Raw genomic sequence first — 23635 nt, forward strand, 5'->3', positions numbered from 1 at the left:
TCGCCGTCGGACTCTGGTTAGCGCTCCGCTCAGGTGACAACGCTAATGAGTAGGGACAGTCGTAGCAGGAATCTTTGCTTGACGGGCAATGATGCTTGGCGTCGTGATGTCTAGTTCGCCATTCAAAGCGTTTTTAGAATCCTCTCATACCGTAAAGGTTTCGCGCAGCGAGGCCTTCATCCGACGAGCAAATAAATGAGGACGCGCAAATGGAAGAGACGATCATCGAACCCCGAGTGGAGCAAACCGCCGTGCTGACGCCTGCCGAGAGCGTGACGTTGTGGCTGGAGTCTTTTGAAACGGCGCTGAATACGGGTGACCGTGCGGCGATGGACCGTCTGTTCATCGAGGATTCGCACTGGCGGGATCTGTTTGCGATTACGTGGAACTTGACGCCTTCGGACTCACGCGAGGTGGTAGTTTCGACCTTCTTGCGCGAGCAACCGCGCATACAGGCCTGTGCCTTCAAGATCGCTGAGGGGCACACGCAACCGCGCCGTGTGACGCGCGCCGGTGTGGAAATCATTGAAGCCATTTTCCAGTTTGAAACTGCGGTCGGCCGTTGCCTGGGTCTTTTGCGTCTCCCCGCGTCCGAACCGCAGAAGGCCTGGGTCATCAGCACCTCGTTGCGGGAGTTGAAGGGCTTTGAGGAGCCGGTAGGTGATAAGCGCCCGGATGGCGCGAGCAAGCGCACCTTCGGGGGGCAGGCGTGGGGCGAACGCCGAGCGCAGGAGCAGGAATACACCGATCGCGAACCGGCTGTCCTGATTGTCGGCGGTGGCCATAATGGTCTGTCGATTGCGGCACGCCTGCGGCTGCTCGGTGTGGACGCGCTGGTGGTCGAGCGCCTGCCGAGGGTCGGCGATGTTTGGCGTAAGCGCTACAGCGCGCTTGCGCTGCACAATGAGATCCATCTGAACCACATGCCGTACATGCCTTATCCGTCGAGCTGGCCAAAATACCTGCCGAAGGACATGTTGGGCGACTGGCTGGAAGCGTATGCCGTCGCGATGGAATGCAACGTCTGGACGAGCAGCACATTTGTACAGGGAAGTTACGACGAGGCGCGTGGGGAGTGGACGGCGCGCGTGCGTCGCGGCGATGGAACGGAGCGCGTACTGCATCCGCGCCACATTGTGTTTGCCAACGGCGTGGTTGGTGAGCCGAGGATGCCTGACGTGCCTGGGCTGAAGGATTTCGCGGGCAAGCTGATCCACGCGCAGGGCTTTGAGAGCGGCGCGCCGTGGAAGGGCAAGAACGTGCTGGTGCTGGGTGTGGGCAACAGCGCGCACGACATCGCGCAGGACCTTCATGGTCACGGCGCGAACGTGAAGATGATCCAGCGTGGCTCGCTGACGGTGTTCAGCGTGAAGGCGGCAAGCATTAATCACGCGATTTACTACAAGGAGAAGCTGCCGCTGGAGGACTGCGACCTTATCGCGACCAGCAACACGGCAGAGGTGCTGCTGCGCGGCTACAAGCTGGCGACGCAGCGCATGATCGAGATCGACAAGGACCTGATCGAAGGGCTGCAGGCGCGAGGGTTCAAGCTGGACTTCGGGCCGGAGAATGGCGGTCATCAGATGAAGATTCGCAGGAACCACGGTGGCTACTATCTGAACGTGGGATGTTCTGACCTCATCATTAGCGGAGATGTGGGCCTGATTCACTACGAAGACATTGACCGTTTTGTGCCGGAAGGTGCGCTGATGAAGGACGGGCGCATTGAGAAGGCGGACCTGGTGGTAGCGGCGACGGGCTACTACCCGCCGACGGACGTAGTGCGCGAGCTTTTGGGCGAAGAGATTGTTCAGAAGATCGGGCCGATCTGGGGCACGGACAGCACTGGCGAGATGGCCAATATGTACAAGCCGACCCCGCAGAAGGGCCTGTGGTTCACGGGCGGTGGCTTTGCGCAAGGTCGAGTCTGGTCACACTATGTCGCCCTCCAAATCAAGGCGCGCGAAGCTGGCCTCGTGTCCTAAGACTGTGAGCCGATGTATGAAAAAACCCACCAAAACCCTCCGCGAGTTGCTGGAACGTGACGGCGCCCTTTTGAGCGCTGGTGTGTTCGGTCCGATGCCCGCAAAAATTGCGGAGCAGGCCGGGTTCGAAACCGTCTACATGGCGGGCGGCGGTACTGCGCTGGCGCGGGCGGGATACGCGGACCTCGGCCTCATGACTCTAACCGAGATGGCCGACAATGCCGCGGCGATCGCCCAGTCGGTGGAGGTACCGGTGATTGCCGACGCCGACACGGGCTTCGGCAATCAGTTGAACGTGCAGCGCACGGTCCGCGAGTACGAGCGCGCAGGCGTCAGTGCCATCCACCTCGAAGACCAAGTCTTTCCCAAACGATGCGGTCATATGGAAGGAAAGAGCCTCATACCGATTGAAGAGGCGGTTCAGAAGATTCGCGCGGCAGTGGATGCGCGGTCCAGTCCCGACTTTTTGATCATCGCACGGTGCGACGCGCTCACCGTCGCTGGGATGGAAGAAGTAGTGCGCCGAGGCGAATCCTATCTGGAAGCGGGAGCTGACATGCTGTTCGTCGAGTCGCCACGCTCGATCGATGAAATCGCAGAGATCCCGAGACGCCTGCCCGGTAAGCATGTATTCAACATGGCATCAAGCGGTAAGACGCCGATCCTGTCCGTGGATGAAGTGGGCCAGTTAGGCTACAAGCTTATGCTCGTTCCGAACTTCGCCACGCTCGCTGCCATCAAAGCGATGAGAGAAGTGCTAACAGAAATAAAGTCGACCGGGACAGTCGCCGGCGTAGTCGATCGATGTGCGACCTTTGCTGAGTTCACAGCACTCGGCGGCCTAAAGGAATTGCAAGAGATAGAAAAGCGATTTGGCGTTTCTTCACCCGCGACAGCGTTTCAAAAGTGAGAATTGACTTCATGCGTATCTCAAAGTGGACCCCCGAACAAAAAGCGCAACCGACGGAGCTCGTCGATGCGATTCTCGAGCGCCGCGGCGGCAAACTGATAGACCTTGACCGCGCTCTGCTCTGGAGCGAGCCGTTGGCCCGCGCCTGGAACGTGTATCTGAAGGGGGTGCGCACTGGGCTTGGGGTAAGCCGAAAGCTCCGCGAATTGGGCATCTGCACCGTGGCGCTTATTACCGGCGCGCACTACGAATATCACCACCATGCGCCAGATTTTCTAGCAGCCGGTGGAGCCCAGGAAGAACTGGACGCACTGAAGGAATATCTCGAGTTGAGTAACAGCGATGCGCTCCAAGGGATGGGTAGAGACGAAGCGCTTGTCATTCGCTATGCGGAACAGATGACGCGCAATGTCCAAGTTGACGATGCTCTTTTCGCGCTTCTCAAAGAGCGTTTCGACACCCCAGAGCTCGTGGAGATTACGGCGTCGATTGCAACGTACAACATGGTTGCACGCTTCCTCGTGGCACTCGGTGTAACACCCGAAGACGAGCACAGATAACGCGTCTACGAATCCTGGGCATTTTGATCAGCCTAGTCAGCCGAATTTAGCGCAGGCTAGGCAAAGTTTTTCCTACTCTATCTGTACAAAAAAGATGACTGCGAAAACTCACTTCTCTCACGTCAAACCGGGCGACACGGCGTTCGAGAGCGGCGGCCTGCGCGACTTTTTCGCTTATCGCGACCTTGGGATTGCCAAGGCGACGGAAGGCAAAGTGGTAGCACAACTCGTTCGAGCCAACGCTCAACCCGAGGCGGGAACGGGCTGGCACGTACATGGCGCTGAATTCCACATCGTGTACATGCTCAAGGGCTGGGCAAAGTTCATGTATGAGGGGCAAGAGACTCTAGTCTCGGCGGGGGATTGCGTACACCAGCGCCCGGGGATCCGTCACTTTCTCTTCGACTATTCGCCGGATATGGAATATCTCGAAGTAGTTGGACCGGCTGATTTTTCGAGCGTAGGCGTGGACGGGCCGTGTGCAGTGCCAGCCCCGAGTCGTTGGAGTAGGGACTAATAGTCCCGGCGCGGTACCTTCTCGGTGCTGCGCCGAGTTGAAGGGATGAGCGCTTCGTTTCTCACACGGTGCCAAGATGCTTCCCATTCTGCGCAAAGGTATTTTCCCCTTCGTCGTCGGCCCACGCTTAAGCGGGGGCTATACTTGTTGGCGGCAGTTTCTGCTCCAGCGACAATCAAAATTCCACTGAGCTTGTGAAAACTATCCCTGTTATGACGACCGATCAGAAAGTGCACAGCGATGCTTCCTTGGACGAAGAGACGAGCCGCCGTCTCGCGGATCTCGATGCCGTTTTCAAGTCTGGTCAAGTATCAGAAGGGCTTCGACGCAATGCGCCAACCCTGCATGCGGCAGCCTCGAACTTTTGGGACATGGCGTTCAGGCCGAGTGCTCTGTCTCCGCGCATGAAGGAACTCGTCCTCGTCGCGCTTCATGGGACCGTGACCGCGCTCGACTCGGAGGCAGTGCACAGGCATGTTCGTCGAGCGCTTTCGGCAGGAGCAAGCCCGCTGGACGTGATTGATGTGTTGACGACCATCGTCAGTGCAGCCAATCATGCCCTTTACTTTGCAATGCCAGTCTTGATCGGCGAACTGAAGGAATTGGGACATTCGGACGCAGAAGTTCCGCCGCTAACCCCCGAGGCCCAGGCAATCAAAGACGCGTTTATTCGGGAGCGCGGGTTCTGGAACGAACAGCGAGACGTTCTTGCTCGAATGATGCCGGAGTACTTTGCTGACTTGTCGCAGATCTCGACTGTGTCGTGGAAGGATGGCTCGCTTACGAGAAAAGAACGGGAACTGATCTGTGTCGCAATTGACTGTACCGTGACGCATACATTCGAGCCGGGTCTACGCATCCATATCCGAAACGCTCTCAAGGAAGGCGCGACCGCGGACGAAGTCCTCGATGTTTTTAAGCTTGCCTCGGTGATCGGGATGGAGGGTTACATCCTCAGCGCAGAGGCGTTGTTCGAGTCTCAGACTAGTTGATTCCGTGCAGCCGGAAGTCAAGTCCAACCCGGCTGTAGAGGCCAGCATGATGACAGAGGCGGGAGATGTTCCCAAACGTCAAGACCGCCCAATTAAATGAAGGAGATGAACATATGCAGGCGCTCGAGCAAAGCAAAGCGAGAGGTGAAGTTCGGGATTGCGCCAGCGCGACTGGATGTGCTGACGGGTTTCTCGAACGGCGGGCAATTGGAAGGGCAACGAAGAGGCTCGTTCCGTTCATCCTCCTCTGCTACTTTATCGCGTATCTCGACAGAACGAACATAGGCATTGCGGCGCTCCAGATGAATAAGGACATCGGGATCACAGCGTCTCAATTCGGATTTGGCGCGGGTCTCTTCTTCCTGATGTACTGCTCGATGGAAGTGCCCTCAAATGTTTTGATGACCCGCTTCGGAGTCCGTCGCTGGGTTGCGCGGATCATGCTTACATGGGGTGTCGTCGCAGCGGGAATGGCCTTCGTCAAGGGGGCGAATAGCTTTTACACGATGCGGGCACTTCTTGGGCTAGCGGAGGCCGGCTTCTTTCCCGCAATGCTTTACTACCTCACCACGTGGTTTCCCACCGCCTATCGCGGTCGTGCGATTAGCTACCTGCAGGTAGCCGGACCTATGTCGTTCCTGATTGGCGCGCCAATCTCAAGTGCGCTTCTTGGTTTCGATGGGCACCTAGGGTTGCGCGGCTGGCAATGGATGTTCATTCTCGAAGCGGTCCCGGCGATCCTCCTTGCAGGGCTCGTACTTTTCATGCTTCCAGACGACCCGAAAAGTGCGAAGTGGCTGTCGCCGGATGAGAAAAACTGGCTCACTTCCAAGCTCGCCGCAGAGGAAAAGCAACGCACAGATGTTCGAGAATACACCGTAATCGAGGCGATGCTGGAACCGCGGGTTCTACTCCTAGCCCTTGTTCATTTCAACCTCGTTTTAAGCGTGTACGGTGTTGGCTTCTTCCTTCCACAGATTGTGAAGGGTTTTGGCCTCGACAATTTTCACGCTGGGCTTGTATCCACCATCCCGTATGTAGCCGGGTGCGCCGGAATCATTTGGCTCGGCCGTCGATCTGACGCGAAGAAGGAACGTCGGATGCACACCGCTGTGCCGCTCATGGTTGCGGCTGCCGCTCTGATTGTTGCGGCGACGACGCAGACCCTTGCGGTCAAGATGGTGGCGTTTAGCTTTGTGGCGTTCGGCGCATATGGCTGTGTTTCAGCGTTTTGGACACTTCCTTCAACTTTCCTCAGCGGTGCAGCGGTAGCTGGTGCCATTGCTATCATCAATTGCATCGGCGCTCTGGGTGGATTCGCGGGTCCTTGGGTGATGGGACTTGTGAAGGACGCTACGGGAAGCTTTTCCGGAGGACTTTTCTTTCTCGCGTTAATGGACGTTATTGCTGTGGCGATAATCTTTTCCCTGTCTAGCTTGAGGGAGCAACACGGTCACATGGCGTAGTCGCATGTAATAGATCGTCGTTTATCAAAACGTCGCGCCCTCCGATATCGAGCCGCTCGCGCAACAATAGCGCAGCGGCTCTTTTCTTAGCTACGCGGCTTTAGGCAGCCCAGCAGACAACGAGTGTCATCAGTCGCATTAATGCGCCAAAGCATGGGAGCATGCCGAATCTGTTTTCTAGCCTAGTCATCGATGGCCTAACCCAATAGAGCACGGGAGGGGCGGCACGAGTAGGTTCACTCAGGCAGCCCTTCCGTGGACTTCCAAGCCTGATGCGCTAGGCCCTTTCGCTGATGGGAGACTCGGTCAGGATCTGGGTAGATTCCACAGCTTCAGAATCCGCAACTGAAGTGTGCAGGTCGACATCCTTGGTTTCCGGCAGGAACTGAACCATGAAGAAGTTCAAAACGGCAAATGCCGTTACGTACCAACCCGGTGCTAAAGGCGACTTCAGCACGCTGACAAGCCATGCGCATACAAGGGGGGTGGTCCCGCCAAGCACGGCGACCGTAATTTGATATGCAATTGCATGAGAAATCGCGCGAGATTGAGTCGGGAAAAGCTCGGTGCTGGTGACGGTGCATGTCGCGCCATATAAGCCGATGCCAATGCCAAGAGCCACCTGTCCGAGGACGACCTGTAACTGCGATCCGTGCGCTGCAAGCCAAATAGCAGGGTACGCAACCATTGCAATCCACAATGTGCCGACTGATAGCAGGGTCTTCCGGCCGTACCGATCGCTCAACGTGCCGCTCACCGCTCCAAGGATGGCGTAGACGAAGATTCCCGCACCATTTGCGAGCAACGCGGTCTTGGAGTCCATCCCAACTTGTTTCACAAGGAAGGTGTACATAAATCCAAGGAGCAAGTAAGCGGTGACCGCCTGTACCGGCATCAACATCGCGACGTAGAGCATCGATTTGCGAGCGGGACGGGAGATACTTCGAAGCATGCTATTGAATTCCGCATTGCGGACTGCGAACAGGTATTCCTCAGGCTCTTCCAGTTTCTTCCGCATTTGAAAGCCGACGATACCGATCAAACCACCAATCAGGAACGGCACCCGCCAACCCCAATCCGCGTAAAGCTCCTTACCGATGACAGTCTGAAATCCAAGAAGAACGACCGTCACAAAAAACAGAGGAAGAGTGGCAAACGTGAATGCGATGCCGACCCAACGCCCTCGTCTCCCTTTGGGCGCCGACTCCATGATGTAAATTATGCCGCCGGTGAACTCGCCACCTAGTGCGAGCCCTTGGGCGAATCGACAAAGAATAAGGAGAGTCGGGGCAGCAATGCCGATCTGCTGATAGGTCGGCAATACTCCGATCGCTGCAGTTGCTACTGCCATGAGCCAGATAGTGATGGCAAGTACCCTTACGCGACCGACCTTGTCTATCAGGTAGCCGAAGGCGATACCTCCGATCGGTCTGGCCAAGAAGGCCACCGCATAGACGGCGAATGTGCTTAAGAGCGCGCTTGACGAATCTTGGGAGGGGAAAAAATGTGCAGCAATCAATGGTATAGAAAAAGCGAAGACGGTGAAGTCGTAGATCTCACCTAAGTTGCCTATGGAAATCGCGCCAATCTTGCGTCTAGCACCGTTTGAGGACACGGCTTGTCTCCTGTTCTAGTTTAGGTTTCCGGTCCGGTTGTCACCGGGCCGGTCAGAATCGGCGGATCCACTTCCCTTAAGATGCAGATGTTCGCGAGAGACATAAGAGGAATGGAGGCCGAAACAACGTTTTCATTCTAGAAACGCAGGCTCGCGCTCACCATGTAGTTCAACGGCAAACAGAATTGCTTCTGACGCAAAGGAGGCGCTCACCACAGGGCACAGTGGTCGGTGCCATGGATGGGTGAATGAAAATTTGTAAGCGCAGCCGCGCTCGCAGCTGGAGCGCCCATGAAAGACGATATGTCCAAAATTTGCGCATGTGGTGACCGCCTGCGCCGGAGCGGCCACATGAGTTAGGCACTCTGGAGGAGCGCACGGGCTAACTTGCTCGGTTGTAAGAACCGCGGCATGCTCGATTTCATCGTCGCAGGCGCTGGCAATCTCCGAACTGGCGAGGCACTGCCAGTGTATTACGGCTCATTTGAGCGAGCCGTTGTGGCCTCCCCCGTACGCCTTAGGGGCTCGCCCAACACGGTACGAATTGGAGGCCGTCGGTCTGGAGGGCGCGACTATCCGGCAGCGTGTTTGCTTGCGCGTCATCCTCCGGCAAACATTCTAGCCGAGACCCCGCGTTGAGATGTGCGCTTTCCTTCCCGGTTCGCCGAATTTCGTGGACGCCCTCCCGTGTGCGAAAACTATGAGAGCGCTGGAACGTCGCTGCACTCCTGTTCCAACGAGCATGACATGGCTGAGGTCGCATTCGCGACGTAGGTGGCCACGGCTTGCACTGGTGCAGAAAACGCATGACGAACCAGGCCACGCTGCTGGATTGATGAGATTTCGAACGGAATTGCTGGCATCAAGTCCGCGCCGAGAATCAGTTTGATGCGGCCTACGTGACGCTGCGGCGTCGAACAAGCCGTACGTAAGCCGGAGCCTTCTGCGTGCGAGCTATCACGACAAGACCCGCATGGATAAACATTCATCCCATCTGGGACGATCACTCCGCGATATACGCGTTTTGCGTTACGCGCAAAAATCATTGGCCTGTGTGGCGACTAGTCCGAATACTCCTCCAGTTTTAATATCCTCAGCACACCCTGCTAAGTCACCTTGGAGGCGAGTTGGAGATTATGGATCAACAGACATTTTAAGAAGACCGCAAACTGAAAAATGGCCCTGATGCGGTGGCGAGGCTGCCAGTGGAAAAGGCGTTAGCGGCGCATCTTAGCGACGCGGAGCACATCTCAAACTGGCTCGGTTCGTTTGAAAGGGCGTTGAATGCGCAAGATCAGTTTGCCGTACAATCCCTTTTTCTTAAGGATTCGTTTTGGCGCGACCTCTTCGCGATCACGTGGCATCTTACGCCCAGTCGCGGTAACGAGTCGATCGCCAAGACCTTTATAGACGAGCAGCCTCGTGTACTTGCCTGCGGATTCAAAATCGCCGCGGGCCGCACGCCTCCACGTCGCGTTACCCGCACCGGTGAACGGGTAATCGAAGGTATTTTCCAGTTTGACACCTCCTATGGAAGCGGATTGGGTATCGTTCGGATCCCCGTCACGGACCCTGGAAGGGCTTGGGTGATCTCGACCAGCGTTAAGGAACTCAGAGGGTTCGAGGAGCCCGTTGGCAAGCGACGGCGGGAAGATGCTGCAGGACGAGTTTTTGGGGGACCGTCCTGGGCAGATAGGCGTGCGCGCGAGCAGGAGTATTCTGACCGTGATCCTGCGGTGCTGATCGTTGGCGGTGGTCACAACGGAATTTGCATGGCGGCGCGTTTGCGGTTGCTTGGTGTCGACGCGCTGGTGATCGAGCGACTTCCCAAGGCGGGCGATGTGTGGCGACAACGGTACGAGTCATTGGCATTGCACAATAAGATTCCGTTGAACGATATGCCCTATATTCCGTTCCCAGCGAGTTGGCCCACCTTCCCAACAAAGGACATGCTGGCAGAATGGATCGAATCCTACGCGATCGCGATGGAGTGCAACATTTGGACCAGTACGGAGTTCGTCGAGGGGACTTGGGACGAAGCGACGCGAACCTGGCGCGCGCGTGTACGACGCAAGGAAGGGGGCGAGCGCGTCTTCCGGCCACGTCATCTGATTTTCGCGAACGGTGTTCTCGGCAAACCCTCGCTTCCTAATCTGCCAGGCCTCGAGGAATATAAAGGTCAAATAATTCATTCGCACTACTATAAATCTGGGCAGTCATGGAAAGGAAAGAAGGTTATCGTTGTCGGCGCTGGTAACACGGCGCATGACATCGCGCAGGATTTGCACGGCTGGGGCGCCACGGTCAAAATGGTTCAACGCGGTTCGGTCACAGTGTTCAGTGTGAAAGCCGCGAGCCTTAACCATGCGGTGCACTACACCGAGAATTTGCCGACCGAGGATGCAGACCTAATCATCACTAGCACACCGTTCGATTTGGCGCTTCGGGGTTACAAGATCAATACCCGGAAAATGCTGGAAATCGACAAAGAACTGCTAGACGGTCTGGCGGCTCGCGGATTTAAGACCGATATCGGCACCGATGGAGGTGGTCATCAGATGAAGGTGCGCGAGCGGCATGGCGGCTACAGTATAAACGTCGGTTGCTCAGATCTGATCGTCAATGGGAAGGTCGGACTTATCCCCGCGGAAGACATCGTTACATACTGCGACGTGGGCGCGATTCTCAAGGACGGCTCCATTGTGAAGGCGGATCTTATCGTTATGGCAACCGGGTATCACGCACCAGAAGAGGTCATCGGAGAGATGCTGGGGCGCGAAGTCATGGAGAAAATTGGGCCGGTCTGGGGACTGGGGTCCGACGGCGAGCTCAACAATATGTACAAACCGACTGCTCAAAAAGGTCTCTGGTTCATTGGCGGCGGGTTTGCTCAGGGTCGAATCTGGTCCCATCATTTGGCGATCCAAATCAAGGCGCGTGAGGCTGGTATCGTAACTGAAGACAACGTCTAGTCCTTGCATACGACAGTGTGCACGGTGGCGAATGGCGAGGCGGCGGCTCGAAAAGCGAACGGGCCGCGCCAATGTGCAGAGTATGAGTGAGACAAAATAATGATCCATCCAGCGACAAAACTTCGCGAGCTTCTTCGGCGCGATAAGGCTCTGATTGCCCCTGGAGCTTATGGCGTGATGCCTGCCAAGTTGGCCGAACGCGCAGGCTTCGAAGCGGTCTACATGCCCGGCGGTGGTGCTGCGATGAATATGCTTGGGACGGCGGATGTCGGGGTTATCACTATGAGTGAAATGGTGGCCAACGCCCGTGTGATCGCACAATCGATAACGGTGCCGATCATTGCGGATGCTGATTCCGGCTTTGGCAGTCTGCTGAATATTCAACGCACCGTGCGCGAATATGAAAGCGCTGGAGTCGCGGCCATCCATGTCGAAGACCAAGCATTTCCCAAGAGATGTGGCTTTTTTTCGGGCAAAGTCATTCTTCCCCTTGAAGAAGCCGCTCAGAAGATCCGTGCTGCTGTGGCGGCGAGAACCCACCCTGATTTTATGATCATCGCTCGCTGCGACGCCCTTTCTGTTGAAGGAATGGAACAGGTCGTTAGAAGATGCGCGGCATATCGCAAAGCTGGAGCGGACATGCTGTTCGTCGAAGCCGGCGGATCAATTCAAGAGTTCGAGGAGATTCCAAAGATTATTCCGGGAGATCACGTCTTCAATATGTCGGCCAGCGGCAAGGTGCCGGTCGTAGCAGCTGATGAGGTGGGTCGGCTTGGGTACAAGCTCATGATACTTCCAAACTTCGCGACACTCGCGACAATCAAAGCGGTGAAACAGGTTTATGAGGGCATTGCGAAGGACGGCTCTATCCGAAATGTGCAATACCTATGCGCTCGCTTCTCAGAGTTTACCGACTTGGGGGATTTAGACGCGTTCGAAGCAGTGGAAGAGCGTTTCAGCGTTTGAATTCTTTGTTCGAGCATCTCAATCTGCGAGTGACGGATTCCCTTAAAAAATCCAGGGAATACATATTATACGAAAACGATGATGTAGCAAGCGTATTACTGAAGTCGTTAGGTTTTGTTTGAAACGCACGCGTTCTCAATTTAACAATGTCTTCAAAGCACTTAGGGAGATAGCTATGCTCGATTTGACTAGGAAAGTGGCATTTGTGGCCGGCGCAGGATCCGTCGCGGAGGGGTGGGGGAATGGACGTGCCACAGCAGTACTGCTTGCGCGGCAGGGCGCAAAGGTTTTTGGGACCGACTACAGCGAGGACGCTCTTACCGGTACTACCACAGCTATGGATAAAGAGGGCCTTGGCGATAGCTGGACGCCGTACAAGGCTGACATGACATCCAACGGAGATGTTGAACGCGCCGTAAGAGAATGCCTAAAGCGCTATGGCCGTATTGACATTCTCGTAAACAACATCGGCGGAAGCCAACCTGGCGACCCGGTTTCATTGACGGTTGAACAATGGGACGGGCAGATGGAGCGTAATCTCAAGACCGCGTTTCTCGGCTGCAAGCATGTGATTCCCGTGATGGAAAAGCAGTTCGAGAAGGAGGGCAAGGGTGGCGCGATCGTCAACATTTCGAGCATTGCCAGCACTAGCTTTCAAGTTGGGGGCCGTGTGCATGTCGCCTATGCAGCCTCCAAGGCAGGCGTGGAGGCGTTTAGTCGCGCGACGGCAATCTGCTATGTTAAGAAGGCTATCCGGGTAAACTCGGTCGTGGTGGGCATGATGGCGACGCCTCTGGTTGCCGCGCGCCTGACGCAGCAACTTGGCGTCAGCGATCCGACTGCGCTGGCGGCAAAGCGCAATGCATTGGTTCCAATGGGACGGATGGGCGAGGCGTGGGACGTTGCACATGCGACATTGTTCCTTGCTAGCGATGAGGCCGGATATATCACCGCGACCAAGCTCATTGTCGACGGCGGCGTGACTGCGACGCGCCACAATGGTGACGTCGCCGCGTGAGTCTTTGCATCGACGAACTCGACTTATGTTTTGACACGTCGGAAAACTCCGGGTCGCAAAAGAACGAGGCAGACACCTTGGGAGATGCCGTTCGCGGCCGTTCTCGAGCGGGCGGCACATCGCTAGCCGGACGTACCCGGGTGACGACTCGGGGGCTTCAGATTTGCTCCATACGTTGACCAGGGATGGCTACTGCATTTCAAAGGAAGTCTCTCTATGCCCCGTCGCGGAATCCAGCGGCGTCGCGATTGTCAATGGTGCGGATAAAGTTGTCGGCCTGTCGGTCGGTCTCGGTAGGGGGAACGAGGAGTGGATGCTTGTACCGAAGTAGGTGCAACTAATCCGCGGCCAAACGTCCTTGCACGGTTTTCCAGACAACAACATCTTTTGGACGCTGAGGTGATTGTGTCCTCCATCCGAGGACGATTGTGGCTTGTCGGGACTAGCTCATAACTAGATGGTTTTGTTTACCGTCGCGACGTGGTATTGCCTTGGGAACGCCGATCCGCAAGCTATCAATTTAGTTGACTGTATGGGCGGGGGGGAGTTATCGGTTCCGAAAGAGCGCTGGAGGGCCCGAACGACAGCGAAGGCAGGTATTCTCCAATTGCGGAGGAACTGAATTTAGCCGTAGTATAAAAAGCACCGGTATAGCATGCAATCACCGCCACGCTGCCATGGAAGAATTCAAACGAATCAGAACCTTCATCAAGGTAGTGCAGACCGGCAGTTTTACTGCCGCAGCGCGCGAAATCTCTGGGCTCCATTCGGTCAGCTCGGTTGCACGACAGATGCGCTCGCTCGAAGAGGAGTTGGGCGCACGCCTTTTGAACCGAAATACTCGACACTTGTCGCTGACTGAGGCGGGACAGCGGTTTTACGAAAGCTCGTCAAAGCTCTTGAACGAGTTCGACAGTGTGCAGGCAGAGCTAAGGTCGATTCAGGAGGAGATCAAAGGTAATATTCGTGTCTCGCTTCGAGTGGCGGCCGGCGCGTCAGTGGTTCTTCCAGCCCTTCCAAAATTTCTGGCGCGCTATCCTGAACTGACCGTTGAGGTGACGCTGACCGATGAGCGAAAGGATCTGATCGCTAATAATATTGATGTTGCAATGTGGCTGGGTCCGATGGCCGACACGGACCTCATTGCCAAACGCCTTTGTCCGACGCGTCGAATCGTCTGCGGCTCGGCGTCTTATCTGCAACAGCATGGTGTCCCGCGGACGCCAGAGGACTTGCGCCACCACAAATGCCTTCTCTTCCTTGCACCCAACTACGACAACAAGTGGGGCTTTCTGAAAGACGAGGAGTACCGTGAGATTGAGGTCAAAGGTAGCTTAGTCGCCGATAACGGGCTGGTTCTCGTCTCCGCGGCGAAAGATGGGCTTGGTTTAGTGATTGTCCCGGAGTGGATGGTTCGCCGCGAACTTGAGGACGGGACGATGTCCCGTGTATTGGCGGACTATACCGTTAGCCCGCATCCGACGCCTGCGGAACTGTGTGCGGTATTTGCCAGCAGCCGCGGCATGTCCCGCAAGGTCCGCGCATTCGTGGACTTTTTAGTAGAGACGTTCAGCGATGTTAGTTAGTGGAAGCGCGCTCCAGGAAGGCAGAGTGATCCCACGCCACCAAAACGTTTTTATCTCTGTGTGTTCGATGAGTGACTCAGGCAGGAGCGCAGCCGATGGAATCAACCTCACAGTAGTTGAAGGCGCGCAACACCACTCGCTTATTGCTTTCGCGTCGCTCCAGCCGGATCGTACTGTCCATCGCGAATAAAAAGACCGGAAAACGCGCTCGTCAGCCGCGAAGAGAGACTGACGCCTGAGAGAGTACTGCGACGCGCGTTCCCGGGACCCTCAATTGGGAGGAAAAACGCACCAGCCCCCGTCGGGGTGTCGAAAGAAGTAAAAGAACAGTGCCTCTGTAGCTCTGCTTGCCTCAATCTTGACGTATCTGCGCTTCCCTGGTCGGCGCAGCAGTTCGATACCCACGGGCACTGCACCGTTCGGCGTCAACCACGTCTCTACCGCTTCTTTCAGAGAACGGCGTTCTGTTGCCATCACATTATCTCCCCAAGGGGACCACCGTAGGCCAGTGGACCGTTGGCTACAGTCGACTCAGCGTGCAGGGACAGGAGCCGTAGCCATGTCGATCGCTCGAAACGACTTTGCCATCCGACATGTTGAACCGTTAAGGACAATTCTAGTGCTCGGGGGGGAGGCCGGGCACCCCCTTCCGCGACAAGGACCTTTGCGTTAGAAGGGAACGTCGCGTCGAGCCGTAGCACTTCACATGTCGCTGTGCGCGACCGCCCCTGGCTCACCAATGGGCGGCAAAGACAAGGGATTCGACCTTCGTCGTTGACGACACAGGGTTCGTGCAGCGCACGCTTGATAGACTCCCAGAAACTCCAAGAATCCGGAATGGTGATATGGCTGGGAGCGGGCACCATCGGTCAGATGAGGCATGGGCAGAGAGAACTCGAGGACGTTAGGTGGCCAGCGCAAATCGCCAACAGGTGGAGCGGCATACCGGATTCCGATGTATCGCTCTATCGTCGAGTCCTCAGACGGGCCCGCTGTCGATGATTGAGATTGGTGTCGTCTTGGCCGACCGCGTCAGAGCGATCGCCGTGAGCATTGTCGCTTCGACCACACAGATAAGCGTCGTTTATAGCGGCGATATTGTCAGCATTTTCGCGTAGAAGCAGCCCAATATTGCTAGTTGAAGCAACGTCCCCGCCCGATGAAACCAAGCGAATCCAACGATGCAAGTGCTAGAAAGGAAGGGCGCTGACTCAATCGGTTTGCGAGGTGTCCTGCCCGAGAGGGCTGAATCTCGCTTGGTGGAATTAGCCAGCGAACACGCGGTTTGCGGTGCAGTGGTGCGGTCGCCCCTTGTGCACGACTCCTTCCAAGGGAATGTGTTGGCCTGTCATCCTGCGACCCCGAACGAGCTCGAGCGTTCGCCGCTCCGGGCACCGTCACGACCACCGGATAACCGAACGACTCTACTGGTAGCGGGTTTCCGAATTACCTCATATTTTCCGCATTTGCCTATACCTGAAATTCATAAGTCCCCGTTCGGGGCTAGACTCTTTGTTCAAAGCATGTGTCAAGTTGCGCCCATGGTAAAGACGGTTCTGGTGGCGAACGGTCGGGTAGATGCGATTTGCATAGTGTCCACATCAATTGACAGTCGTCCCGTCGCGTGCGACTCTGACCACCACAACAACGTTGTGTTTTCTTAAGGAGATGCGGGAATGTTGAATGCAGAAGTGAATCAATCGTCGCATGACGGCAAGCTTGTACATATGCTCGACGAAGCTGCGGAGGCCATCGCAAGCTCGTGCGACATCGGCGTAGTACTCAACAGTCCGGATGCGGAAGTGGGACGAATTCTTAAACACCACCTTGCTCGCCTGACCGAGCGCTCACGTGCCACGGCTGATGCCACGTCAGGTGCTGACAAGAATGATAGCGCTAGCGGGGGCTCGTTCTAAATTCTCTGCGCGCGGTGGTGGATTCTTTTCCGTGAAGCAATCCTGCGGTGATCACGGCGGCATTTCCACAAGGAGTGCCGCCGCCACATTCAACCACGAGCGCGGTCGCCCAAGGCCGCGATCAGCGAACGACTATTTCGAAGTGCTCGACGATCGGACGTTGCGCGAAAAACGGACTGACTAGCTTTTGCCATTCTTGATAATTCGCAGATTGCCGGAATCCGGTTGTATGATGCTCGACGGTCTCCCAGCACACGCGCAGAACGTATCGTTCAGGAGACTCGATACTGTGACTAATCTCATAGTTCACAAAGCCGGTGGACTTTGAGAGGATATTCTGCAGCGCGTAACTGATCGTTTTCTCGAAGTGCTCTTTTTGATCCGCGTGAATTCTGATGTCAGCCAGCTCGATGACCATGACCGCTCCCTTCCGGTTGAAATGTATCTAGGTTCTAAGCTATAGGGCGAGCGGCAGACCTTGAAAAGAGACTGCGCTACTGCCGATCGCCCGACAAACCCTCTTCGTCTCCGTCAGTCAGGGAGCCGACGCCGGTTTAATCATTTGCTGGGAAGCGCTCGCTTTACGCTGGGCGTCTTGATAGTTCTGCGGATACTGGGTCTGGTTACCGTTCGGACTATATCCGTGCTGTTCAAGATTCTTCAACTCTGCATTCTTCTTTGCACGATTGGCTTTTCGCTCAGCTTTTTTCTGTGCTTTAGCTTCCGCCTTTGACGTCGTGCTGTTGGAAGCGGGTGCCGCCTGCTCGGCGGTTGATTGCGCTCCTGCGGTAGGTGCTAGCGCAACGCCTACTGCTAAAAAAGCGGTGCAAAGACTGATCCAGAGCTTCTTTGTCTTCATTGAATCCCTCCATACTCGCGATCGCGAGAGTTGTCTCTTGTTTGAACACTTATCGTGCCGTTGACCATAGAAGACCGGGTCGGACGACGACATTGCGTTCGATGAGAGGTGGAAATTACGGTATTGCTTACTGCGTGGGCACTTCTAAATGGGTGGCGAAACCGGCGGATTGGCCATCAAGATCATACGTTAGGTTCGCTAAATGGCTATCCAGTGATTATGGTTGCCTTTGTCAGTGATTCGCACCTTCGCCACCATCGGTCTAAAGCCTCGAAGCTTTACCTCATCGATCGCGAGCTTCTCAGACCTGAAGACGTGGGTGGTGACTTTGTCGCCGTCTGAGTACTCAAGGGTGTAACCGTCGATGGGTCCCCAGAGACCTTTCGGGATTGGCTCAATGAATACATGGTGCATAAGTTAAGTTCCGTACGGGTCGTTATTGGTCCACGTTGAGCTACCATGGCTCCGCGCCAGAGTAAGCAGAGTAAGTCGATGTCCGATTGAGGACTCTTGTGAATCGATGCCTACAGCCTCGATGCCCCGCGCTATGGGAGCGTGTGTTGCTTGTCCCGAGCCGCGAAGCCGCTCAACGTCATCCGCCGAGTAGCTGCGCTTGATGCCTTTACGGGTGATCCGCCTCCCGTTGCCGGTTAAGCTGGCGCCCCTCGTGAATGCGCTACATACGAGTCTCCTGGCACTTTCATTGACATTCACGAAATGCGATTTCCGCCTTCACGATCGCTTCGAGTTTCTGACAAGAGTGTAACTAGCATAGGGGAAAACAGGAGCCATTCATCTTTGCTCTGCGGGCAATGATGCTTGGCATGTGGTCATCTAGCTGATGCAGCGGTGGGTTTCTAGAATCGTCGACATCGGGAAGTTCCGTGCAGCCTGCAACGGAAGCTTTGATCCGGAAAAAGGAAAAAGAGGAAAGTGCAAATGTACGATGCGACGACCGAAACGCAGCTCGAGGAAGCCCGCGCGTTGACGCCTGCCGAAAGCGTGACGCTGTGGCTGGAGTCTTTTGAAACGGCGCTGAATACGGGTGACCGTGCGGCGATGGACCGTCTGTTCATCGAGGATTCGCACTGGCGGGATCTGTTTGCGATTACGTGGAACTTGACGCCTTCGGACTCACGCGAGGTGGTAGTTTCGACCTTCTTGCGCGAGCAACCGCGCATACAGGCCTGTGCCTTCAAGATCGCTGAGGGGCACACGCAACCGCGCCGTGTGACGCGCGCCGGTGTGGAAATCATTGAAGCCATTTTCCAGTTTGAAACTGCGGTCGGCCGTTGCCTGGGTCTTTTGCGTCTCCCCGCGTCCGAACCGCAGAAGGCCTGGGTCATCAGCACCTCGTTGCGGGAGTTGAAGGGCTTTGAGGAGCCGGTAGGTGATAAGCGCCCGGATGGCGCGAGCAAGCGCACCTTCGGGGGGCAGGCGTGGGGCGAACGCCGAGCGCAGGAGCAGGAATACACCGATCGCGAACCGGCTGTCCTGATTGTCGGCGGTGGCCATAATGGTCTGTCGATTGCGGCACGCCTGCGGCTGCTCGGTGTGGACGCGCTGGTGGTCGAGCGCCTGCCGAGGGTCGGCGATGTTTGGCGTAAGCGCTACAGCGCGCTTGCGCTGCACAATGAGATCCATCTGAACCACATGCCGTACATGCCTTATCCGTCGAGCTGGCCAAAATACCTGCCGAAGGACATGTTGGGCGACTGGCTGGAAGCGTATGCCGTCGCGATGGAATGCAACGTCTGGACGAGCAGCACATTTGTACAGGGAAGTTACGACGAGGCGCGTGGGGAGTGGACGGCGCGCGTGCGTCGCGGCGATGGAACGGAGCGCGTACTGCATCCGCGCCACATTGTGTTTGCCAACGGCGTGGTTGGTGAGCCGAGGATGCCTGACGTGCCTGGGCTGAAGGATTTCGCGGGCAAGCTGATCCACGCGCAGGGCTTTGAGAGCGGCGCGCCGTGGAAGGGCAAGAACGTGCTGGTGCTGGGTGTGGGCAACAGCGCGCACGACATCGCGCAGGACCTTCATGGTCACGGCGCGAACGTGAAGATGATCCAGCGTGGCTCGCTGACGGTGTTCAGCGTGAAGGCGGCAAGCATTAATCACGCGATTTACTACAAGGAGAAGCTGCCGCTGGAGGACTGCGACCTTATCGCGACCAGCAACACGGCAGAGGTGCTGCTGCGCGGCTACAAGCTGGCGACGCAGCGCATGATCGAGATCGACAAGGACCTGATCGAAGGGCTGCAGGCGCGAGGGTTCAAGCTGGACTTTGGGCCGGAGAATGGCGGTCATCAGATGAAGATTCGCAGGAACCACGGTGGCTACTATCTGAACGTGGGATGTTCTGACCTCATCATTAGCGGAGATGTGGGCCTGATTCACTACGAAGACATTGACCGCTTTGTGCCAGAAGGTGCGCTGATGAAGGACGGGCGCATTGAGAAGGCGGACCTGGTGGTAGCGGCGACGGGCTACTACCCGCCGACGGACGTAGTGCGCGAGCTTTTGGGCGAAGAGATTGTTCAGAAGATCGGGCCGATCTGGGGCACGGACAGCACTGGCGAGATGGCCAATATGTACAAGCCGACCCCGCAGAAGGGCCTGTGGTTCACGGGCGGCGGCTTTGCGCAAGGTCGAGTCTGGTCACACTACGTCGCCCTCCAGATCAAGGCGCGCGAAGCCGGCCTCGTGTCCTGATCAATAGCCGTCAGGCGAGAGGTGTTCACGCCACGACAATGACTAGCTGCTGACTAGAGGACCGGCGGCAAACAGTTCTGTGATTTCGGGCCAGATCGGCTTGATGATCGGAGAGTTTGTTCGCTTTTTCCGTTGGCGCCGCACGAGCCTACCTCAGGTTAGCGCGCGGACGTGATGCTTCGAGTGACCTGCGCAGTCGAACACCCGCCACGCCGGCGGGACCCTTATTCCACTTGGAACTCCCAAAGCGGCTGTCGCGGGCACCTCGAACTGACGAATATAGGGCCCAATCTCGCCGTTGGCGCGTTTTGTCCCCTGTATAATTCTTAAATCGTGGGAGTGTAGCGGAGACTACTTTCCACGCCACTGCGATGCACCGCGTCTCCCTTGGTTTGCTGTAACGGGGACACTAGCTAACTATCGTCGCGCGAGCGCCGACGCAGGAACGTTTGTTACAAGGTGCGATGTCTCAGTCCGAGCGCTTGACGGCCGGTTTGCTGCAGTTCTCTCTTAATCCATCGGCTAAGGATGGCAAGGAACTGACGGAGCTTTAGGGCCAGAAAGTCGTTGGTGACACGTCGACGCCTGAAAAATGATCCGCCGTTTGCACTGGCGGCACGGAGACGTAGATGGATGAGTTCACGCAGGTCAGGACATTCTTGAAGGTGGTTGAGGCGGGAAGCTTTTCGGCCGCTGCGAGGGAAGCATCCGCAGTCAGTTCTGTCGCACGCCAAGTGAAGTCGCTCGAGGACGAGCTTGGTGCCCGTTTGCTAAATCGCAATAGCCGGAATCTCTCTTTAACGGAAGCGGGGCGTCGACTCTACGAGCGTGCATCGACCATTGTCAGCGACTTTGATTCGATAAAGTCCGAGATCAAGTCGCTGCAAGAGGAAGTAAAGGGGGTCCTTAGGGTGTCCCTTCGACCTACTGCTGGCGCAAGCTTCATCATTCCTGCATTACCGAAACTCGTGGAGCAGTACCCTGAGTTGACCGTAGATGTGACGCTAACGGATGAACGGCGCGATCTGATCGCTAATAATATTGACGTTGCAGTATGGTTGGGCGTACTTCCAGACGCCGAGATTGTCGCCCGTCGGATCAGTCCGACACGTCGTATCGTATGCGGATCGACAGCTTACTTTCGAAAACATGGTGTTCCAAGAGATCCAGAGGAGCTTCGAAATCACCAGTGCATCGTCTTCGTCGCGCCAACGTACGATAATCGTTGGCGCTTCACGAAGGGCGAAGAATACAAAGAAATCGAGGTGAAGGGTCCGGTGCGCGCTGACAACGGCATCGTGCTGCTAGGATGCGCGCTGGCGGACATGGGACTAATTGTTGTGCCGGACTATATGGTGCGTCACCATATTGCTGACGGGACGTTGATGAAAGTCCTTAACGACTATACCGTTGCGCCGCATACAGATCATGCCGACCTATTCGCGGTTTATGCAAGTAGTCGAGGACTTTCGCGGAAGGTAAGGGTGTTCGTCGACTTCCTCGTTGAGATCTTTGCGGAAGTCAACTGATCAAGTGCTGAGGCAGGTTGTAAAAGCGCATCGCAGTGCGCCAGAAGACGTCCTCTTTTTCAGAGGGCGTCGCTCTCTCACACAGGAGTTTAAGCGCATTGAGACCTATTCCGTAACCGTAGCTGCCCTTGTCGACGGGAAAGTTGCTCCCATACATGCAGCGGGATGAACCGAACGTCTCAATGCACGTTTCGACCCAAGGCTGCCAGGCGGTCGCCAGTTCCGCCGACGACGGTGCGACTTCACGTGAGTCAAAGCCGAAAGCTGATAGACGCATGCCAAGACCGCTGAGCTTCACCGTCACGTTCGGGCAATCCGCCAGTTCGCGTATAGCTGCCCGCCATCGAGCGAAGACCTCGTCGCTACGGCCTTGATACTGACCGCTCAGAGCAATGCCGCCGCAGTGATCGAGCACGATCCTCAACTGCGGGAAACTGCGCGCAAGGGTGGTGATGTGCGGTATCTGAGCGAAAAGCACCCAGGCGTCGAAGGTCAATCCGAGTTCGGCGAGCTCTCCAATCGCCTCGCGAACGGCAGGCAATTCGAACATATCTGCAGAGGTGGGATAGCTTGAGTTGAAGAGACTGGGGTCAGAGTCCCAAGTCGCTGGTTGGCGTATTCCACAGAATCGTCCGCCCGCTGCGGAGGTCCCACCACCAGCTTGAATGTGAGCTTCGAGCACTGGCCGGATGGCTCGACCCAGGCGCAAATCGGCATAACCAACGATGCCGGCGCAAAGGCGCGAGTCCCCATAGATCCCGCTTGCCGACATTGCGGCAATGCCATTGACGAACTCGGTTTCGCCAATGGACTTCATTTCCTCTGGACCATCCGAGCGAAGCATCGCTCGCGCTTGCACGAAAACCGACCCACGAACATTGTGGCCGCATCGAATGTCTTCGAGCATATCATCGAGCAGGTATCGCTTGCCGGGGCGATCATACAAGTGATGATGCGCGTCTATCACTGGCAAAGTCGCGGCCATTGGCTCCTCATGTCGCGAAGCGAGCCACTCAGGCCGTATCGCGAAATGTAAAGGGTCAGGACTTGTCATAGAGATCTAAGATGTTCTTGGAAGTTTGGACCACTTGCCTTTCCGGATCATCGAGCAGCCGTCACACCGCCATCGACCACCAGTTGTGTCGCCGTGATGTAATTCGCCTCGTCGCTAACGAGAAACAGGACGGCATTCGCGATGTCCCACGCATCCCCCATGCGGCCCATGGGGATCGCCGCGTGACGCTGCGCGATCAGGTCTTTAGCGTCGTCGAATCCGAGTTGCTTTATGAGTCGGTTTTCAACGAGTGGGGTGTGCATCATCCCTGGAACAACGACATTGACACGGACGCCTTTTTTGACATATGCGATTGCGGTTGCGCGACTGAAGGACACAACGCCGGCCTTCGACGCGGCATAAGCGACATGCACTCGGCCTCCCACCTGGTGACTCATGTAGCCGATACTCGAAATGTTGACGATGGCTCCGCCCTTGCCCGAATCGTTGAACTGCTGTTCCATTACTGGCAAGACGTGCTTGCAACCGAGGAACGTCGTCTTGAGGTTAAGTTCCATCTGGCCATCCCACGTCTCCTCGCTCATGGAGACGGGATCGCCCGGGGCGCTTCCGCCGACGTTGTTAACGAGGATGTCAATCCTCCCAAACTGCGAAATGCATTCGTCTACCGCAGCCTTCACGTCCTCGCTTGAGGTCATATTGCAGACTCGACCCTTCCAGCGATCGCTGAGCCCTTCGGTCTCCATCGCGGAAGATGTGCCGAGCAGCGCTTCGTTGTTGATATCGACGCCGAAGACCTTCGCGCCGCGACGCGCGAGTAACACTGCTGTCGCTTTTCCGTTGCCCCAACCCTCACCTACGGAGGCCGCGCCCGTCACGAAAGCCACCTTCCCGCTGAGATCCAACATGTCGATATCCTCTTAGTAATAGAGCAATGCCGACCGTGCGATGCGCCGACGCTCGCCCAGCCAGGCATTCATTCCTTGCAGCTGCGCATGCAGAAAAATCCAAGCT

General features: G+C 56.4%; 18 protein-coding genes. 13 read left to right on the forward strand and 5 right to left on the reverse strand.

Translation table 11 applies throughout. The features are described from left to right. Positions 1-209: 209 nt before the first annotated feature. From AWB78_RS27675 to AWB78_RS27700, 6 genes are all read left to right on the forward strand, one after another. Entirely contained in the window at positions 210-1985 is a 1776-nt protein-coding gene (locus AWB78_RS27675; RefSeq protein WP_063959026.1) for a flavin-containing monooxygenase, read from the forward strand. Between the two features lie 16 nt (positions 1986-2001). Then, on the forward strand, positions 2002-2895 hold the full coding sequence (locus tag AWB78_RS27680) for an isocitrate lyase/PEP mutase family protein (RefSeq protein WP_062609250.1): 894 nt from the start codon (positions 2002-2004) through the stop codon (positions 2893-2895). Positions 2896-2906: 11 nt separating this feature from the next. Further along, on the forward strand, positions 2907-3455 hold the full coding sequence (locus AWB78_RS27685; protein ID WP_062609324.1) for a carboxymuconolactone decarboxylase family protein: 549 nt from the start codon (positions 2907-2909) through the stop codon (positions 3453-3455). Between the two features lie 94 nt (positions 3456-3549). After that, positions 3550-3972 carry a cupin domain-containing protein gene (locus AWB78_RS27690; protein ID WP_062609253.1) on the forward strand — a complete coding sequence of 141 codons (423 nt, stop codon included), beginning with the start codon at positions 3550-3552 and terminating at the stop codon, positions 3970-3972. Positions 3973-4184: 212 nt separating this feature from the next. After that, a complete protein-coding gene (locus tag AWB78_RS27695) occupies positions 4185-4964 on the forward strand; it encodes a carboxymuconolactone decarboxylase family protein (protein ID WP_062609255.1) in 780 nt (259 codons plus the stop codon). Between the two features lie 65 nt (positions 4965-5029). Further along, positions 5030-6430 (forward strand): MFS transporter, encoded by a 1401-nt coding sequence (locus AWB78_RS27700; RefSeq protein ID WP_232477905.1) that lies wholly within the window; start codon positions 5030-5032, stop codon positions 6428-6430. Between the two features lie 277 nt (positions 6431-6707). Here AWB78_RS27700 and AWB78_RS27705 read toward each other — a convergent pair whose 3' ends face one another. Further along, complete coding sequence (locus tag AWB78_RS27705) at positions 6708-8045, reverse strand: MFS transporter (protein ID WP_062609258.1); 1338 nt, start codon at positions 8043-8045, stop codon at positions 6708-6710. A gap of 1205 nt (positions 8046-9250) precedes the next feature. Between AWB78_RS27705 and AWB78_RS27710 the strand changes: the two genes are divergently transcribed. The 5 genes from AWB78_RS27710 to AWB78_RS27730 all read left to right on the forward strand — a co-directional run bounded on the left by AWB78_RS27710 (position 9251) and on the right by AWB78_RS27730 (position 16503). Continuing rightward, positions 9251-11017, forward strand: coding sequence for a flavin-containing monooxygenase (locus AWB78_RS27710; RefSeq protein ID WP_062609259.1), 1767 nt, complete (start codon positions 9251-9253; stop codon positions 11015-11017). 99 nt (positions 11018-11116) lie between these two features. Beyond that, positions 11117-11983, forward strand: coding sequence for an isocitrate lyase/PEP mutase family protein (locus tag AWB78_RS27715; protein ID WP_062609261.1), 867 nt, complete (start codon positions 11117-11119; stop codon positions 11981-11983). A 175-nt stretch (positions 11984-12158) separates the two neighbouring features. Beyond that, positions 12159-13001 carry an SDR family NAD(P)-dependent oxidoreductase gene (locus tag AWB78_RS27720; protein ID WP_062609263.1) on the forward strand — a complete coding sequence of 281 codons (843 nt, stop codon included), beginning with the start codon at positions 12159-12161 and terminating at the stop codon, positions 12999-13001. A 677-nt stretch (positions 13002-13678) separates the two neighbouring features. Next, entirely contained in the window at positions 13679-14587 is a 909-nt protein-coding gene (locus tag AWB78_RS27725) for a LysR family transcriptional regulator (protein ID WP_062609266.1), read from the forward strand. A gap of 1676 nt (positions 14588-16263) precedes the next feature. Further along, positions 16264-16503, forward strand: a complete 240-nt coding sequence (locus AWB78_RS27730) for a hypothetical protein (RefSeq protein ID WP_062609268.1) — start codon at positions 16264-16266, stop codon at positions 16501-16503. Between the two features lie 121 nt (positions 16504-16624). Here the strand turns inward: AWB78_RS27730 and AWB78_RS27735 are convergent, their stop codons facing one another. Both AWB78_RS27735 and AWB78_RS43900 read right to left on the reverse strand, forming a co-directional pair. After that, the gene (locus tag AWB78_RS27735; RefSeq protein ID WP_062609270.1) at positions 16625-16921 is read right to left on the reverse strand and encodes an antibiotic biosynthesis monooxygenase family protein; all 297 of its coding nucleotides are present in this window, start codon (positions 16919-16921) and stop codon (positions 16625-16627) included. A 117-nt stretch (positions 16922-17038) separates the two neighbouring features. Next, on the reverse strand, positions 17039-17362 hold the full coding sequence (locus AWB78_RS43900) for a hypothetical protein (protein WP_074173554.1): 324 nt from the start codon (positions 17360-17362) through the stop codon (positions 17039-17041). 939 nt (positions 17363-18301) lie between these two features. Between AWB78_RS43900 and AWB78_RS27745 the strand changes: the two genes are divergently transcribed. Next, positions 18302-20077: a flavin-containing monooxygenase gene (locus tag AWB78_RS27745; protein ID WP_062609274.1), complete on the forward strand. Its 1776-nt coding sequence runs from the start codon at positions 18302-18304 to the stop codon at positions 20075-20077. 629 nt (positions 20078-20706) lie between these two features. Further along, positions 20707-21606, forward strand: a complete 900-nt coding sequence (locus AWB78_RS27750) for a LysR family transcriptional regulator (protein ID WP_062609276.1) — start codon at positions 20707-20709, stop codon at positions 21604-21606. Here the strand turns inward: AWB78_RS27750 and AWB78_RS27755 are convergent. Next, on the reverse strand, positions 21599-22591 hold the full coding sequence (locus AWB78_RS27755; RefSeq protein WP_232477912.1) for an amidohydrolase family protein: 993 nt from the start codon (positions 22589-22591) through the stop codon (positions 21599-21601). The two genes, AWB78_RS27750 and AWB78_RS27755, sit on opposite strands and share 8 nt — an antisense overlap. Positions 22592-22707: 116 nt before the next feature. Then, the gene (locus AWB78_RS27760) at positions 22708-23529 is read right to left on the reverse strand and encodes an SDR family NAD(P)-dependent oxidoreductase (protein WP_062609280.1); all 822 of its coding nucleotides are present in this window, start codon (positions 23527-23529) and stop codon (positions 22708-22710) included. Between the last annotated feature and the right edge of the window lie 106 nt (positions 23530-23635).

Source organism: Caballeronia calidae, assembly GCF_900044055.2.
In the GTDB taxonomy this organism is placed as follows: Bacteria; Pseudomonadota; Gammaproteobacteria; order Burkholderiales; family Burkholderiaceae; genus Caballeronia; species Caballeronia calidae.